Here is a 14,972-nt window from a genome sequence, read left to right as displayed (position 1 = left end):
GCGCGGTACAACACCATCCGCGACCTCGCGTGCCAGGTCTTCGAACCGGCCTGCATCCTCCCCCGCCTCTGACGACCAGGACCAGGCCGCCCGAGGGCGCGTGACAGGTCACGTCGTGCAGCAAGATCGCGATCTTGCTGCACGACGTGACCTGTCACGCGCCCTCGGGCGGCCTGGTCCTGGTCGTCAGAGGCGGGGGAGGATGCAGGCCGGTTCGAAGACCTGGCACGCGAGGTCGCGGATGGTGTTGTACCGCGCCTTGTAGTCCGTGCCGGTGACCCGGTTGTGGATCACCTCGGCCGACGCGACCCTTCTGGTGATCGTGCTGCTGATGGGCTGCCCGTGGTACTCGTAGCGCTCGTTGCCGTTCCAGAACCACGTCTTGGCGTCGACCCCCCAGCGCGCGGGCGGGGTGACCCCGATGACCTCGCCGCAGGAGTTGCGGAGCACGACCATCGTCGAGCCGGTGTACCCCATGCCCCAGTAGCTGTTGTAGAGGTGGGTCGTGCCCGACACCAGGCCCTGGCTGCGGCTCACCGTGCCGTTGTAGGTGTCCATGTGCAGCCCTCCGGTGAGCGGCCAGCTGCGCTTGCTGAAGGACACGCTGCCGGCCCCGAGGTCGCGGTTGCACCAGTCGCTCGTCGTGGACGCGGACGAGCCGGCGGAGCTGGTCCCGGCCGGTCGGGCCGAGACCGGGGCGGCGGTGGCGGCGCCGAGCGCGACGACGCTGGCGGCGGTGCCGAGAGCGGCGACCATGCGCGTGCCGAGGCGGGGGGTGGTCGAGGTGCGGGTCGTGGTGGTCATCGTGATCTCCTTCGTCGTGGCCCTCTGGGTGGCGGGGCCTGCATGACGAGAGTGGGTCCGCGGGCGTCCCGCCGGTAAGGGACAGGCGCCTGCCGCCGACGGGACGATGTCCCGGGACGCGCGAAGGGGGTCAGCTCGGTGCGAGTGGGATCCGCACCTCGACCCGCGTCCCCGGGTCCGCGTCGAGCACTCGGCAGGTACCTCCGAGCTCCTCGGCCCGGTTGGCCATCGACTGGAGCCCGACCCCACCGTCCCTGGGACGCACGCCGCCGACCCCGTCGTCGGTCACGGTGACGTGCAACCAGTCGTCCTGCGCGCACACGTCCACGCGGCAGCTGCGGGCGTGGGCGTGCCGGACGACGTTGGTCATCGCCTCGGTGGCGATCCGGTACGCGGCCACCTCGACGGCCGGTGGCAGGTCCGGCAGGTCCGTGGGGACCTGCACCGTCGTGCGGTGATCCGGGAGCAGGACGTCGACGCGTTGCGCGAGGGCCGTCCCCAGGCCCCGGTCGAGCGCGGGCGGTCGCAGGCCGTCGACGACGCGACGCACCTCTGCCGTGCAGTCGGCGAGGACCTCGAGGGCGTTCGCGAGCAGCAGGCCGACGGCAGGGTCCTCCGGTGCGGCGCTGCCCGCGAGTCGTCCCCGGGCGGCCGTCAGCTGCATGCGGGTCCCCGCGAGCGCGGGCCCGAGACCGTCGTGCAGGTCGTGACGCAGCCGCAGCCGCTCCTCTTCCCTGGCGCGCACGAGGACGGTCCGGGCCCGCTGGAGCTGCAGCGTCAGACGGTGCGCCTCGGCAGCGATGGCGGCCTGGGTGGCGACCTGCGTCAGCAGGGCCTCCTCGGCCGGGGTGAAGGCCCCGCCCGCGCGGCGGGGCGCGACCTCGAGCGTGCCGACGTGGTCACCGTGGGCGACCAGCGGGAAGGCCTGCGTCCCGGGCTGCGGACGGCCGGACTCCGCCACGACGAGCGGCTCGGCACCGCGGGTCGTGACGAGGATGCGCGCGTACGGGACGCGCAGCGCGTCGGTCAGGGTCTCGACGAACTCCGTGAGCATGCCTCCCGGGTCGCTGGCCTGGTGCATCCGCCGGCCCAGGTTGCCCACGACCTGGTGCGGTCGGTCGCGGTCGCCGAAGAGCAAGCGGTCCAGAGCCCGCTGCACCACGCGTCGCAACGGGTCGAACCCGGCGGCGATGATGCCGGTGCCGATCGCGGAGGCGAGGAAGGGCCGCTCACCCAGGACGGTGCTGCTCGTCACCGCGATCGTGAGCGCGAAGGCCACGAGGACCGCACCGCTCATGACCAGCCAGACGAGGGTGCGGTTGACCACGAGGTCGAGGTCGTCGACCCCGTACCGCAGGATCGCCAGACCCATGCCGAGGGGCAGTGCCAGGGCAGCCGGCACGAGCGAGTAGCTCATGCCGCCGGCGTCGAGGGCGGTGCCAGCGACGAGCAGCAGCCCGGCAGGTAGCAGGCACAGGATCTGGCTGCGCACGGACCCTTCGGCGTCGTCGGCCCGGGCGCGAGCGACCATGTCGATGACGACGAGCACCGTCAGCAGGATGACGACCACGGCGCCGGCGACGGTGGCGACCACCCAGGGGCGGGCCGCCACGGGGGCGGCCTGGGCCGAGGTGAGGAGCGTGCGAGGGGCGCCGAGGGCGGCCGTCGCGAGCGTCGTCGTGCTCACGGCCGTGGTGAGCACCAGCAGCCACGCCACCCACCGTCGCGACCCGGTGGGGAGGTGTCCTCCGGGGAAGGCCAGGAGGGCGAGCGGGATGAGCGCCAGAGGTGGCCACCACAGCCACTGGGTGGCCCAGCTCGCGACCACGTGGTGGGCCCACCCCGCGGCCGCGACGGCGGCGAGTGCGACGAGGCCGATGGCCAGGACGACCCGGCCGACGAGGTGGCCGGGCCGGGCACCGAGGACGAAGATGCCGAGGGGGAGGAAGCCGGCCGCCAGGGTGAGCGTGGCCACCGACGACGGTGTGTCGGCCCCGTCCGAGGTGAGCAGCCCCGCGAGAGCGAGCAGGACGAGGACGGCCGCCACGGTCCCGCCGAGCGCAGCCTCACCGGCGCGCCGGCGGACGGTCACCGTGCCGGCCCCGGGCGTCATCCCATCGCGTGCAGGAGGTTGTGGAACCACCCCCGGCTGTGAGCGTTGGCGGGCGGGTGCTCCAGCCGGTGCAGCTGGGCCAGGACCTCTGGCAGCTCGCCGCCGACCTCGGGGACGACGGTGCCGACCGGGTAGTGGGTGCTGCTGCTCGGGGGGTGCGCGGCCAGGTGGGCGCTGGCCGACGCGAGGACCCGGTCGATGCGGTGCCGCACCTCCACGGGCGAGGCCTGTCCGTCGGCGGTGGCGAACCCGTGGACCTCGAGCGTCTCGTCGAGGAGCGGCTGGAGCTGGTGGCCGGCTGCGTCGTAGAAGTCGAGGGCCCGAGGGTCGTCGCGGGGCGCGTCGCCGAGCGCGTGACCGGTCGTGCGGTGCCTCCCCCCGTGGTCGATGACCTCGGTCACCGTGCCGACGTACAGCCAGCTGTCGTCGGTGGAGATCGCGAGGACCAGCGAGTCCGGGGCAAGCGCGTGAACGGCCATCGTGATCGTCTCCGGCTGGGAAGCGATGGGGTGGACGAAGAATGGTCCCCCCGGTCTGGTCAGTATGGCCCCGAATCCCGCTGCTGGGTAGAGCTCCCGGGTCCTAGGCTGCCTCCATGACCAGTCCGGGCGAGGGGACGACGGCGGGGCACGTCGTGCTCGTCGTCGACGACCACCCGGTCGTCCGCAACGGCTTGACCGCGCTCCTCGCCGGGCTGCCCTGGGTGGCGCGCACGGTCGAGGCCGAGAGCGTCGTCTCGGCGCTCGACGTCGCCGGCCAGCACGCTCCCAGCCTCGCCGTCGTCGACCTCGGCCTCCCCGACGGCGACGGCATCGACCTGACGCGACGCCTGCGTGCGCTCCTGCCCGACCTGCGGGTCCTCGTCCTGACGATGACCTCCTCGGGGGACAGCGCCCGCGCCGCACTGGGTGCCGGTGCGTCCGGCTATGTACTCAAGGAGACCGCGCCCGACGTCCTTCTCGGCGCCCTGCGGACCGTGGCCGACGGCGGACTCGTCCTGGGGCCGGACGTCGGGAGCGGCGAGCTGCTCGGCGAGGGGACGAAGGGGGGAGTGCCCGCCCCCTTCGCCCGGTTGTCCCCGCGGGAGCTGCAGCTCGTCCGGCTCGTCGCCGCCGGCCGCTCCAACGCCGAGATCGCGCGGCGGATGTCGTTGGCGGACAAGACGGTGCGCAACCAGGTCTCGTCCGTCCTGTCCAGGACCGGGGCCGCCGACCGGGTGCAGCTCGCCCTGCTGGCCCGCGAGACGGGGCTCGTCAACTGACGGGACCTCACAGCAGGGGGTGGCCCCGCTCCGCGAGCACGTCGCGCAGGGTGTCGATCCGGTCGGTGACGATGCCGTCGACGCCGAGGTCGAGCAGGCGGTGCATCTCGTCGGCGTCGTCGATGGTCCACACGTGCACGTGCTTGCCGAGGGCGTGGGCCGCGGCGACGAGCCGTCGGGTGGCCAGGGCGACGGGGACCGGCCCGACCCGCTGGCTGAGCGGGATCTGCAGGGCCTGGGAGGGCGAGCGCAGCAGGCGCCGCAGCACGCGGGGGAGGAGCCGGGTGGCGGCCACGTCACGGGGCCCGGCCGAGGTCGCGAGGTCCGGGCCGAGCGCCCGGCGCACCGCCCGCAGCCGCTCGTCGCTGAAGGAACCGATGCACACCCGCTCGATGGCGTCGTGACGGCGGATCACCTCGACGAGGGGCTCGATCGCCTCGTGCGACTTGATGTCGATGTTGAACCGGGTGCCCGGGAAGGTCTCGAAGAGCTCGTCCATCGTCGGGACGGCGTCGACACCGCGGATGCGCGCCGTCGAGACCTCCGACCACGGCAGCTGCGCGATGGCGCCCTGCGCATCGGTCACCCGGTCGAGGACGTCGTCGTGGAAGGCCACGAGCTGGCCGTCGGACGTCGCGTGCACGTCGGTCTCGAGGTAGCGGTACCCGATGTCGACGGCGTGACGGAAGGCGGTGACCGTGTTCTCCCGGCCGACGTTGGGGCCGTAGGTCGACCCGCCGCGGTGGGCGAGGGCGATGGGGGGCGCGTCGCCGAAGTAGGCGAAGTCCGAGGCGGGTCTCACCCGACCACGCTAGCGCCGTCACCCTGCGTTCAGCGGATGAAGCCGTCGACCCTCTCGACCGTCGCCGCGGTGAGCGCCGCGTCGTACCCCGGCAGGTCCGGGTCGGTGAAGAGGTGGCCGCGGCCGGGTGCCACGTGGTCCTCGAAGGGGGCCCCGCTCGCCTCGACCGCCGCGCCGAGGGCGGTCACGTCGGTCGGCGCGATCCACGGGTCGTCGGCGTACCGGTGCACCTGGACGGGCACGCCCGACCACGCGTGCCGCGGGGCGGCGACGGAGTGGAGGAGCACCGCCGCGCGGGCCAGCGGTCGTCGCGCGGCCAGCCGCTGCGCGAACCACGCACCGAGCGAGAACCCGGCGAGCACCGTCTCGGGCGGCAGGGACGCGACGAGCTCGCGCACCGTCTCGAAGTACTCGGGGTGGGCGTCGCGGTGCGCGATGCCCTCGCGCTCGCCGTCGAAGACGTGACCCTCGTAGTAGTCCGGCACCTCCACCTCGTGACCCCGCTCGCGCAGCAGGTCGGCGAAGGCGTGGACCCCCGGGCGCAGCCCGAGCGCCGAGTGCATCAGCAGGATCGTGGCCATCTCAGCGAAGGGAGGCCCACACCGTGACGTCACCCGGCACCCGGGTGTCGCCCAGGTCGGCGGAGGAGACCAGCACCTCGGCGCCGTCGGGCAGGTCCACGGGCGCACCCGAGAGGTTCACGAGCACGAGCGTGCGGGTCCCGTCGGGCGCGGTCGAGACGTAGCCGAGGACCTCCTCTGGCAGGCCCTCGACCTCGGCCAGCCCGCCGAGCCCGAGGCGGCGGTCGCGGCGCAGCGCCAGCAGGGTGCGGTAGAGCTCGAGGGTGGACCCGGCGACCCCGGTCTGGGCGTCCACGGCGAGCTCGGAGTACGAGGCGGGCTGGGGCAGCCACGACGCGCCGGTGTCGTTGAACCCGAGGGCCGGGGCCCCCTTCGTCCACGGCATCGGGACGCGGCAGCCGTCCCGTCCGAGCTCGACCCCGCCCGTACGGGCGAAGGTCGGGTCCTGGCGGACCTCGTCGGGCAGGCTCGTGTGCTCCGGCAGGCCGAGCTCCTCGCCCTGGTAGACGTAGGCGCCCCCGGGCAGCGCGAGCATGAGGGCCGTCGCGGCTCGGGCGCGGCGCACGCCCAGCTCAGCGTCGGGTTGCGGGTCGGCCGCGCCGATGCCGTTGGGTCGCGGCTGCCCGACCGCCAGGCCGAACCGGCTCGCGTGCCGCAGCACGTCGTGGTTGCTGAGGACCCACGTCGACGGCGCGCCGACCGAGTCGTTGGCCGCGAGCGAGCGCCGCACCGCGTCACGCAGCGCCCCCGCATGCCACTGCGTCTCGAGGAAGTCGAAGTTGAAGGCCTGGTGCATCTCGTCGGGGCGCACGTACCGCGCCAGCCTGTCGGCGGGCGCGACCCACGCCTCGGCGCACAGGATCCGCTCGGGTGCGCCGTAGGAGTCGAGGTGCGCGCGCCAGGAGCGGTAGATCTCGTGGACGCCGTCCTGGTCCCAGTACGGCGCCTCGTGGGTGACCTCCATGAGCCCGCCCGGGTGCTTGCCGAAGGGCGGGAAGGTCGGGTCCTTGACGAGCCCGTGGGCGACGTCGACGCGGAACCCGTCGACGCCGCGGTCGAGCCAGAAGCGCAGCGTCGTCTCGAAGTCGGCGCGCACCTGCGGGTTGGTCCAGTCCAGGTCCGGTTGGCTCGGGTCGAAGAGGTGCAGGTACCACTGGCCGGGCGTGCCGTCGGCCTCGAGCACCCGCGTCCAGGCCCCACCGCCGAAGTTGGCCAGCCAGTTCGTCGGCGGGAGCGACCCGTCCTCGCCGAGCCCGTCACGGAAGACGTAGCGTGCGCGCTCGGGGCTGCCCGGGCCGGCGGCCAGCGCCTCCCGGAACCACGCGTGGTCGCTGGAGGTGTGGTTGGGCACGAGGTCGACGACGACGCGCAGCCCGAGCTCGTGGGCGCGCGCGATCATGGCGTCCGCGTCGTCGAGGGTGCCGAAGAGCGGGTCGACGTCCCGGTGGTCGGCGACGTCGTAGCCGGCGTCGCGCTGCGGGGAGCGGTAGAAGGGGGAGAGCCACACCGCGTCGACGCCGAGGTCGCGCAGGTGCTCCAGGCGCGAGGCGATGCCGGGCAGGTCGCCGACGCCGTCCCCGTCGCCGTCGGCCCAGGACCGCGGGTAGATCTGGTAGATCACGGCGTCGCGCCACCACGGGGAGCCCGCGGGGTCGGCGGCGTGGATCTCGTGCAGGGCGAAGGGGGTGCCCCCGGCCTTCGTGGAGGGGTCGTTCACAGGCGGTTCCCGTCGTCGTCGGCGTTGACGAGCATGTCCGCCGCACGCACGAAGTAGTCACGCATCGCGGCGTCGTGGGCCTCGGGCAGGTCGAGGGTGTCCATGGCCGCCATCATGTGGCGCATCCACCGCTCGCGCTGGTCCGGGGTCACCGCGTAGTTGACGTGACGCATCCGCAGACGCGGGTGGCCTCGCTCCTGGCTGTAGGTGCCCGGGCCGCCGAAGTACTGCTCGAGGAACATCCGCAGCCGCACCTCCGCCGGACCGAGGTCCTCCTCGGGGTAGAGGGCGCGGAGCGTCTCGTCCCCGGCCACCCCCTGGTAGAAGGCGTGCACGAGGCGCACGAAGGTCTCGTGCCCCCCGACCTGCTCGTAGAAGCTGTCTCCGGGCTGGGCGAACATGGGGTCCAGCCTCTCAGATCTGGTGCTGCCCACCCACGGTGGGGATCGGCGGCCCGGCGATGCCCTCGCGGTCGAAGGCCTCCTTGACCCTGCGGCGGATCTCGCGCTGGATGCCCCAGTTCTCGTCGGGCGCGCAGCGGGCGAGGATGCGGACGGTCACGGTGCCGCCGGTGATCGACTCGACCCCGAGCACCTGCAGCTCCTCGCGCAGCACCTCGCGCCAGTGCGGCTCGTCGTCGATGCGGCCGACCTCGTCGCGGATGATCCCGATGACGCGCTCGACGTCCTCCCGGTAGCTGAAGGGGATGTCGACGAGCACCGTCGACCAGCCCTGGCTGCGGTTGCCGATCCGGATGATCTCGCCGTTGCGCACGTACCAGACGACCCCGTCGTGGTCGCGCAGCCGGGTGACCCGCAGCGTGACTTCCTCGACGGTGCCGACGGCCTCACCGGTGTCGATGAGGTCGCCGACGCCGTACTGGTCCTCGAGGATCATGAAGATGCCGGAGAGGAAGTCCTTGACGAGGGCCTGCGCGCCGAACCCGAGCGCGACCCCGCCGACGCCGGCGGAGGCGAGCAGCGGGGCGAGCGGGATCCCGCACAGCGACAGGACCGTGAGCACCGTGATGACGCCGATGGCGAAGGTCGCGATGGACCTCAGCAGCGAGCCCATCGTCAGCGTCCGCTGGCGGTAGCGCTCGCGGGCGGTCGTCGCCTCGCGGCCGGTGCCGCGCCGCTCGCGCCTGGCGCGGGTCGCCTCGCTGCGCGCGATCGAGGCGGCGACGGCCCGGGTGATGGCCCGGTGGGCGAGCCAGCGCGCGAGGACGGCCACCACGAGGGTGACGACGATCTTCAGCGGGGCGCCGAGGAGCCAGTCCAGCGTGGACTCCCACGTCAGGTCGAGCGCGAGGATCTGGGTGAGGTCGATCATCGGGCCGAGTCTGCGTCACGCTCCTGGGCAGCGACTGCACGCGCCACGGCGTCGCGGCTCTCGGCGACGGTGCGCCGCAGGCCCGCCGGTGCCGACGCGTGCTCGTCGAGCCAGGCCTGGGTCGTCGCGAGCAGCTCCGGCCCGGCCAGCGCCATCGGGTAGAAGCCGATGACGATGCCCTCGGCGATGGCGTGCGTGCGCGTGGACCACACGTCCTCGAGGACGTCGTGGTAGCGCTGGACGAAGGGGGTGAGCAGCGCCGGGTCGGTGGTCCGGCCGAACCCGAGCGCGTGCGCGTCGACGACCGAGTTGGGGGTGTCGGTCGCGACGACGCCCGCCTGCCACGCGGCCTCCTTGGCCTGCGCCGTGGGGATGCTCGCGGCGGCGCGGGCGGCGCGCTCACGACCGGTGGCCGTGTTGTCCCCCTTCGCCTCCGTGGCGATCGCGTCGGCGTCGGCGGCACCGGCCGCGGCGAGGCCGGTGAGCAGGGTCCACCGCATGTCCGTGTCGACGGCCAGGCCCTCGAGGGTCGTGCTGCCGTCGAGCAGCCCTGCGACGAAGGCGGTGTCGTCACCGGGTGCGAGCAGGCCGCAGTGCCCCGTGACGAGCTGCAGCTGGGCGTCGCTGCCGGGCGCGGCCCGGCGCGCCAGCTCGGCGAGGTGGGCGACGACCTGCGCGCGCACCTGCTCGCGGTGCTCCGGTGCGCTGTACGTGAGGACCGCCGTCGTGACCTGGCCGATGAGCGCACGCAGCAGGACCGAGTCGGTGAGCCCGTCGAGGACCGGCAGGACGAGCTCGACGTAGGAGCGCGCCGCCATCTCGCCGTCGCGGGTCATGTCCCATGCCGAGGCCAGGGCCAGCGACGCCGGGAGCGACTCGGTGAAGGCCGTCGGGTGCGCGAGCAGCGTGGCGAGGGAACGCTCGTCGAGGCGCAGCTTGGCGTAGGCCAGGTCGTCGTCGTTGACGAGCAGCAGGTCGGGCTGGCGCTGGCCGACGAGCTGGGGCAGCGGGGTGCGCTCGCCCTCGACGTCGACCTCGATGCGCTCGCGGCGCTGCAGCGTGCCGTCGACGAGGTCGTAGACACCCACGGCGAGACGGTGCGGGCGCAGGGTCTCGAAGCCCTCGGCGAAGGTCTGCTCGATGACGGCGTCGACGTAGTGCCCGCGGTCGTCGACCTCGACGAGCGGCCGCAGGGTGTTGACCCCGGCGGTCTCCAGCCAGAGCCTCGACCAGGCGCGCAGGTCACGGCCCGACGTCGCCTCGAGCTCGTCGAGCAGGTCGTCGAGCGTGGTGTTGCCCCACGCGTGCTTGGCGAAGTACGCGCGCAGGCCGTCGCGGAAGGGCTCGCGGCCGACGTAGGCGACGAGCTGCTTGAGGACGGAGGCCCCCTTCGCGTACGTGATGCCGTCGAAGTTGACCTCGACGTCGGCGAGGTCGCGGATCGGCGCGACGATCGGGTGGGTCGAGCTCAGCTGGTCCTGGCGGTAGGCCCAGGCCTTCTCGTGGGTGCAGAAGGTCGTCCACGCGTCGGTCCACCCGGTGGCCTCGGCCTGGCAGGTCGTCGAGGCCCACTCGGCGAAGGACTCGTTGAGCCACAGGTCGTTCCACCACTTCATCGTCACGAGGTTGCCGAACCACATGTGGGCCAGCTCGTGGAGGACGGTGAGGGCGCGGCGCTCGACGAGCGCGTCGGGCACCTTGGAGCGGAAGACGTACATCTCGTGGAAGGTCACGCAGCCCGCGTTCTCCATCGCGCCCATGTTGTACTCCGGCGTGAAGACCTGGTCGTACTTGGTGAAGGGGTACGCGCGGTCGAACTCCTCCTCGAAGAAGGCGAAGCCCGCCTTGGTCAGCGCGAAGAGGTTGTCGGCGTCGAGGTACTGCGTGAGGGACTTGCGGCAGAAGATGCCCAGCGGCACCTCCTTGTCCCGCGACGTCAGGGAGTCCCGCACGACGTCGTAGGGGCCGGCGACGAGGGCGGTGATGTAGCTGCTCATCCGCTCGGTCGGGGCGAAGGCCCACGTCGCCACGCCGTCACGGACCGGCGTCGGCTCGGGGGTGGGGGAGTTGCCGATGACCTGCCAGTGCGCGGGGGCGGTGACGGTCAGGGTGAAGCTCGCCTTGAGGTCGGGCTGCTCGAAGACGGGGTACATCCGGCGGCTGTCCGGGACCTCGAACTGCGTGTACAGGTAGACCTCGCCGTCGACCGGGTCGACGAAGCGGTGCAGGCCCTCGCCGGTGTGCATGTACCGACCCGTCGCACGGATCGTCACGACGTTGTCCTCGGCGAGGTCGTCGAGGCGGATGCGGTGGTCCGCGAAGAGGTCGGTGGCGTCCAGCTGCACGCCGTTGAGCTCCACGGACTCCACCGACTCACCGATGAAGTCGACGAAGGTGGAGGCGCCCCCCTTCGCGCTGAAGCGGATGGTGCTCGTCGTGGCGAAGGTCGTCTCCGACGTCGTCAGGTCCAGCGTGATCTCGTGGCTGTCGACGGTGACGACGGCCGCCCTCTCGGCGGCCTCCTCACGGGTGAGGTTCTTGCCGGGCACGTGTGGCTCCTTCGCATCGGACGTTTTCCTCATGCTGTCACAGCACCCGGACGGGTCTGAGACGATGGGCGCATGACGACGACGCCCGTTGAGATGTGGTTCGACCCGCTGTGCCCCTGGGCCTGGATGACGAGCCGGTGGCTCATGGAGGTCGAGCAGGTGCGCGACATCGAGGTCACCTGGTCGCAGATGAGCCTGTCGGTCCTCAACGAGGGCCGTGACCTGCCCGAGGAGTACCGGGAGATGATGGACCGGGGCTGGGCGCCGGTCCGGGTCATCGCCGCGGCGCGCAAGGCGCACGGTGACGAGGTGACCAAGCCGCTCTACGACGCGATCGGCACCGCGATCCACCTCGGTGGTGAGCAGGACTACCGCGTCGCCACCGCCGCCGGTCTCGCCGAGGTCGGGCTGCCCGCCGAGCTCATCGAGGCCGCCGACACCGACGAGCACGACGCCTTCCTTCGTGAGAGCCACGACCGCGCCATCGACCTCGTCGGCGACGACGTGGGTACCCCGGTGATCTCGGTCGAGGGCGTCGCCTTCTTCGGCCCCGTCGTCTCCCCGGCCCCGAAGGGCGAGGCCGCCGGCCGCCTCTTCGACGGCTGCGTGCTCGTCGCCGGCACGGACGGCTTCTTCGAGCTCAAGCGTTCCCGTACCCGCGACCCCATCTTCGACTGAGAGGCACTGACGTGCGCGTCCACATCGGCGGTGACCATGCCGCCTTCGAGCTCCACCAGGAGCTGCTGACCTTCCTCGCGGACGAGGGCCACGAGGTCACCGACCACGGGCCCTTCGAGTACGACGCCGTCGACGACTACCCGGTCTTCGTCATCCGCACCGCGCAGGCCGTGGCGGCCGACCCGGGCAGCCGCGGGATCGTCCTCGGCGGCTCCGGCAACGGGGAGCAGATGGCGGCCAACAAGGTCGCCGGCATCCGGGCGGCCCTGTGCTACGACGCGGAGCTGGCCCGGCTCGCCCGCGAGCACAACGACGCCCAGGTCATCTCGATGGGCGGGCGCATGCAGTCCGTCGAGGAGTCCAAGGAGATGGTGCGCGTCTTCCTGGCCACCGAGTTCACCGGTGAGGAGCGCCACCAGCGCCGCATCGACATGGTGAGCGCCTTCGAGGCCGACGGGACCCTGCCGCCCCTGCCGGGACCGATCACCTAGCACCACAACGCTCCTCGCGGGGCGCGTGGTTGGTATCCGATCGGTCACAACACTTCACACGCGGGTAACTTGGTGCTTATGGTGCGGACACGGCCTCATGAGGTGGCCGTGCAGCCCGACCGGGGGAGAAGCACAGCTTGTCAGCCATCCTGCCCAACCGGTTCCCCGCGTGGACCGAGCGTCACTGGTTGCCGCGGGTCGCGCCCTCCCTCGACCGTGCGCACCTGCTCACCGTCATCCTGTGCAGCGTCTTCGCGATCGTCGTGGCGCACGAGCTGTGGGCGATCCCGCTCGTCACGCTGCTGCCACCCGTGCTCCTCGCGACGGCCCTGTGCACGATCCGCGAGGTCCAGCTCGTCTTCGTCGTCGTCCTGGCGTACGCCCTGTGGGCGACCGTGATCGCGGGCGAGGGCCTGGCCCGGCAGCTGCCCTTCCTCGTCTCGCTCGCCCTGATGTACGTGCTCGCCGCCTCCCGGTCCCACCACGGGGCGGCGACCTTCGCTGGTGACCGCATGCTCGGCGACCTGCGCAGCCGCCTGCACGGCATGGGGGAGATCCGTGAGCTGCCCTGCGGCTGGCACGCCGAGCGCTCCTTCGCGACGGCGCACGACCACGCCTTCGCGGGCGACTTCAACGTCTCCTCGGTCAGCCGTTGCGGCGAGAGCCTCGAGATGGTCCTCGTCGACGTCAGCGGCAAGGGGCAGGGCGCGGGTACCCGGGCGCTCGTGCTCGCCGGCGCCCTCGGCGGCGTGCTCGGCTCGGCCGCGCCCCAGCGGGTGCTGCCCATGGCCAACGACTTCCTCGAGCGCGAGGACTGGGACGAGGGCTTCGCCACCGCGGTGCACGTCCACCTCGACATGGTCACCGGCGAAGCGAACGTCGCGTCCGCCGGCCACCCGCCGGCCATGCACTACGACGCCGGGTGCGGTCGCTGGCGCCCCCTCGACGAGGCGCGCGGCCCGGCCCTCGGCCTCCAGCCCGGCGCCGAGTACCCGTCCTCGCGCACGGTCCTCCAGCGCGGCGACGCCTTGCTCGTGTACACCGACGGGATCATCGAGTCCCGTGCCCGCGACCTCGACGACGGCATCGACTGGATGCTCGGCCAGGCCGAGGCCCATCTCTCGCAGGGCTTCTCCGGCCTGGCGCAGCGACTCGTCAAGCAGGGCCGGGCGGGTCTCGAGGACGACCGCGCGGCCGTGCTCATCTGGCGGGACTGACTGCCGGGGCGGGCCTGCGCCACCTGGGCGTGGCCCGACGGCTCGTATCCTTGCGGCCGTGACCTCCTCCGAGCCCGACCCGCACAAGCAGCCCCTGACCGACACCCCGCTCGCCGCGGACGGCCGTCACCGGGCGACGGTGCGCACCTTCACCCCCCGGTGGCGGATGTCGCCGCGCGTCGAAGGGCTGATGGAGCGGCTCCTGCCGCGCTACGCCGTCCCCACGATGCCGCTCGACCCGGTGGCGGTCTTCGGCCGTGACGTCCCGGTCGTCCTCGAGATCGGCTCCGGCTACGGCGAGTCCGCCGTCGCGTACGCGCGGGAGCACCCCGAACACGGGGTCATCGCGGCCGAGGTCCACGTGCCCGGCGTCGCAGCGATGATGGACAAGGCCGAGCGCGAGGGCCTGGGCAACCTGCGCACCTTCCGCGGGGACGCGATCGAGTACCTCCTGCAGTGCGTCGGCCCCGACCAGCTCGAGGCCGTGCACCTCTTCTTCCCCGACCCCTGGCCGAAGGCCCGCCACGCGAAGCGGCGCTTCGTGCAGCAGGACACGATCGACATGGTCCTGGAGCGGCTGCGACCCGGCGGCCACCTGCTCGTCGCGACCGACCACGCCGGCTACGCCGAGCACGTGCGCGACCAGCTCGCGCGGCACCCGGGCGTCTCGGTGGTCGAAGGGGAGCGCCCGGCCTGGCGCCCGACCGCCGGCTTCGAGGACAAGGGCACGGCGGCCGGCCGGGAGATCCACGAGTTCCGGGTCACGGCGAGCGCCTGACCCGCAGCCCGCCCACCTCCCGACCGGCGCTCCGCGTCACCACCGGTGCGCGACGTCGATCACCAGACGGGCGTCGGCGCCCGGCCCGTCGAGCGCGAAGGCGCGTACGGGCAGCCTGGCCCGGGTCCCCAGACCGATCGTCGACTGACCCTCGAAGCTGCCGGCCCAGGCCACCTGGCGGAAGGTCCGGTACCCCGAGGTGTCGACCAGCTCCCGGCGGTTGGCCGGGCGGTAGGTGCTCCGGCCGTCCTCGTCGTAGGCGGGGGTCCGCACGACGATCTGCAGGTCCGCGCCGCCGCGGAGCGGGACGAGCCGGCCGCTGCCGTCCTCGCGGACGGCGCTGACGTAGCGCACGTCGTAGGCCAGGTCGTGCCGCGGGCGGTCGATGTCGATGACGAGCCGGTCGTAGCAGGTGTGCCGACCGGAGCGCACGTCGTCGAGCGTGCCGAGGCTGTGGCCCCAGCCGCTGACCTTCGCCGTGGATCCCCACCGGATGCCGCAGTAGGGGGAACTGGCCGCGGGGGTCGCGGCGGGGGCCGCGAGCAAGAGGGCTCCCGCCGCGGCGACGGACCCGATGCCGGCCCGTCCGATGATCTTGCGCACGTGCATGACGCCTTCTCCTCCGGTAGGCGGGCTCGCACCCGCTCGA

At 72.9% G+C, this 14,972-nt stretch carries 15 protein-coding genes; 5 read left to right on the top strand and 10 right to left on the bottom strand.

The annotated features are described in order from the left end of the window. Positions 1-186: 186 nt before the first annotated feature. The 3 genes from ABC138_RS11355 to ABC138_RS11345 all read right to left on the bottom strand — a co-directional run bounded on the left by ABC138_RS11355 (position 187) and on the right by ABC138_RS11345 (position 3,396). The gene (locus ABC138_RS11355; protein WP_338537835.1) at positions 187-804 is read right to left on the bottom strand and encodes a hypothetical protein; all 618 of its coding nucleotides are present in this window, start codon (positions 802-804) and stop codon (positions 187-189) included. Between the two features lie 130 nt (positions 805-934). After that, positions 935-2,917 carry a sensor histidine kinase gene (locus tag ABC138_RS11350; protein ID WP_345913737.1) on the bottom strand — a complete coding sequence of 661 codons (1,983 nt, stop codon included), beginning with the start codon at positions 2,915-2,917 and terminating at the stop codon, positions 935-937. Continuing rightward, the gene (locus tag ABC138_RS11345) at positions 2,914-3,396 is read right to left on the bottom strand and encodes a hypothetical protein (protein ID WP_068322657.1); all 483 of its coding nucleotides are present in this window, start codon (positions 3,394-3,396) and stop codon (positions 2,914-2,916) included. Before ABC138_RS11345 ends, ABC138_RS11350 begins: the two co-directional genes overlap by 4 nt. A 116-nt stretch (positions 3,397-3,512) precedes the next feature. On the opposite strand from ABC138_RS11345, the gene ABC138_RS11340 reads away from it, so the two are divergent. Then, positions 3,513-4,178, top strand: coding sequence for a response regulator transcription factor (locus ABC138_RS11340; RefSeq protein ID WP_345913736.1), 666 nt, complete (start codon positions 3,513-3,515; stop codon positions 4,176-4,178). Between the two features lie 7 nt (positions 4,179-4,185). Here the strand turns inward: ABC138_RS11340 and ABC138_RS11335 are convergent, their stop codons facing one another. From ABC138_RS11335 to pepN, 6 genes are read right to left on the bottom strand one after another with little or no spacing between them, the layout of a single operon-like run. Next, positions 4,186-4,980 carry a glycerophosphodiester phosphodiesterase gene (locus tag ABC138_RS11335; protein WP_345913735.1) on the bottom strand — a complete coding sequence of 265 codons (795 nt, stop codon included), beginning with the start codon at positions 4,978-4,980 and terminating at the stop codon, positions 4,186-4,188. 29 nt (positions 4,981-5,009) lie between these two features. Continuing rightward, complete coding sequence (locus ABC138_RS11330; RefSeq protein ID WP_068423283.1) at positions 5,010-5,561, bottom strand: dienelactone hydrolase family protein; 552 nt, start codon at positions 5,559-5,561, stop codon at positions 5,010-5,012. Between the two features lies 1 nt (position 5,562). Beyond that, complete coding sequence (locus tag ABC138_RS11325) at positions 5,563-7,236, bottom strand: glycoside hydrolase family 13 protein (protein WP_345913740.1); 1,674 nt, start codon at positions 7,234-7,236, stop codon at positions 5,563-5,565. A gap of 38 nt (positions 7,237-7,274) precedes the next feature. Further along, the gene (locus ABC138_RS11320) at positions 7,275-7,679 is read right to left on the bottom strand and encodes a globin (protein WP_068423285.1); all 405 of its coding nucleotides are present in this window, start codon (positions 7,677-7,679) and stop codon (positions 7,275-7,277) included. A 13-nt stretch (positions 7,680-7,692) separates the two neighbouring features. After that, positions 7,693-8,610 carry a mechanosensitive ion channel family protein gene (locus tag ABC138_RS11315; protein ID WP_068322671.1) on the bottom strand — a complete coding sequence of 306 codons (918 nt, stop codon included), beginning with the start codon at positions 8,608-8,610 and terminating at the stop codon, positions 7,693-7,695. After that, positions 8,607-11,159: an aminopeptidase N gene (gene pepN / locus ABC138_RS11310; protein ID WP_345913734.1), complete on the bottom strand. Its 2,553-nt coding sequence runs from the start codon at positions 11,157-11,159 to the stop codon at positions 8,607-8,609. Before pepN ends, ABC138_RS11315 begins: the two co-directional genes overlap by 4 nt. A gap of 72 nt (positions 11,160-11,231) precedes the next feature. On the opposite strand from pepN, the gene ABC138_RS11305 reads away from it, so the two are divergent. The 4 genes from ABC138_RS11305 (at position 11,232) to trmB (ending at position 14,323) form a co-directional block, all read left to right on the top strand. Beyond that, complete coding sequence (locus tag ABC138_RS11305) at positions 11,232-11,837, top strand: DsbA family protein (protein ID WP_068322676.1); 606 nt, start codon at positions 11,232-11,234, stop codon at positions 11,835-11,837. A gap of 11 nt (positions 11,838-11,848) precedes the next feature. Next, on the top strand, positions 11,849-12,328 hold the full coding sequence (locus tag ABC138_RS11300) for a ribose-5-phosphate isomerase (RefSeq protein ID WP_345913733.1): 480 nt from the start codon (positions 11,849-11,851) through the stop codon (positions 12,326-12,328). Between the two features lie 137 nt (positions 12,329-12,465). After that, on the top strand, positions 12,466-13,545 hold the full coding sequence (locus tag ABC138_RS11295; RefSeq protein WP_345913732.1) for a PP2C family protein-serine/threonine phosphatase: 1,080 nt from the start codon (positions 12,466-12,468) through the stop codon (positions 13,543-13,545). 58 nt (positions 13,546-13,603) lie between these two features. After that, positions 13,604-14,323: a tRNA (guanosine(46)-N7)-methyltransferase TrmB gene (trmB, locus tag ABC138_RS11290; RefSeq protein ID WP_345913731.1), complete on the top strand. Its 720-nt coding sequence runs from the start codon at positions 13,604-13,606 to the stop codon at positions 14,321-14,323. Positions 14,324-14,359: 36 nt separating this feature from the next. Here trmB and ABC138_RS11285 read toward each other — a convergent pair whose 3' ends face one another. Then, positions 14,360-14,932, bottom strand: coding sequence for a hypothetical protein (locus tag ABC138_RS11285; protein WP_345913730.1), 573 nt, complete (start codon positions 14,930-14,932; stop codon positions 14,360-14,362). Positions 14,933-14,972 lie beyond the last annotated feature (40 nt).

The sequence above is a fragment of the Janibacter sp. LM genome, from assembly GCF_039631275.1.
GTDB classification, from domain to species: domain Bacteria; phylum Actinomycetota; class Actinomycetes; order Actinomycetales; family Dermatophilaceae; genus Janibacter; species Janibacter terrae.
This window is presented reverse-complemented; position numbering and strand designations above follow the sequence as displayed.

What these genes read in the sequence shown, in the direction of transcription:
- ABC138_RS11350 (WP_345913737.1), bottom strand. Translation starts at nt 2,917, where the DNA reads ATGACGCCCGGGGCCGGCACGGTGACCGTCCGCCGGCGCGCCGGTGAG.
- ABC138_RS11305 (WP_068322676.1), top strand. Translation starts at nt 11,232, where the DNA reads ATGACGACGACGCCCGTTGAGATGTGGTTCGACCCGCTGTGCCCCTGG.
- ABC138_RS11315 (WP_068322671.1), bottom strand. Translation starts at nt 8,610, where the DNA reads ATGATCGACCTCACCCAGATCCTCGCGCTCGACCTGACGTGGGAGTCC.
- ABC138_RS11340 (WP_345913736.1), top strand. Translation starts at nt 3,513, where the DNA reads ATGACCAGTCCGGGCGAGGGGACGACGGCGGGGCACGTCGTGCTCGTC.
- ABC138_RS11345 (WP_068322657.1), bottom strand. Translation starts at nt 3,396, where the DNA reads ATGGCCGTTCACGCGCTTGCCCCGGACTCGCTGGTCCTCGCGATCTCC.
- ABC138_RS11285 (WP_345913730.1), bottom strand. Translation starts at nt 14,932, where the DNA reads ATGCACGTGCGCAAGATCATCGGACGGGCCGGCATCGGGTCCGTCGCC.
- ABC138_RS11330 (WP_068423283.1), bottom strand. Translation starts at nt 5,561, where the DNA reads ATGGCCACGATCCTGCTGATGCACTCGGCGCTCGGGCTGCGCCCGGGG.
- ABC138_RS11355 (WP_338537835.1), bottom strand. Translation starts at nt 804, where the DNA reads ATGACCACCACGACCCGCACCTCGACCACCCCCCGCCTCGGCACGCGC.
- ABC138_RS11320 (WP_068423285.1), bottom strand. Translation starts at nt 7,679, where the DNA reads ATGTTCGCCCAGCCCGGAGACAGCTTCTACGAGCAGGTCGGGGGGCAC.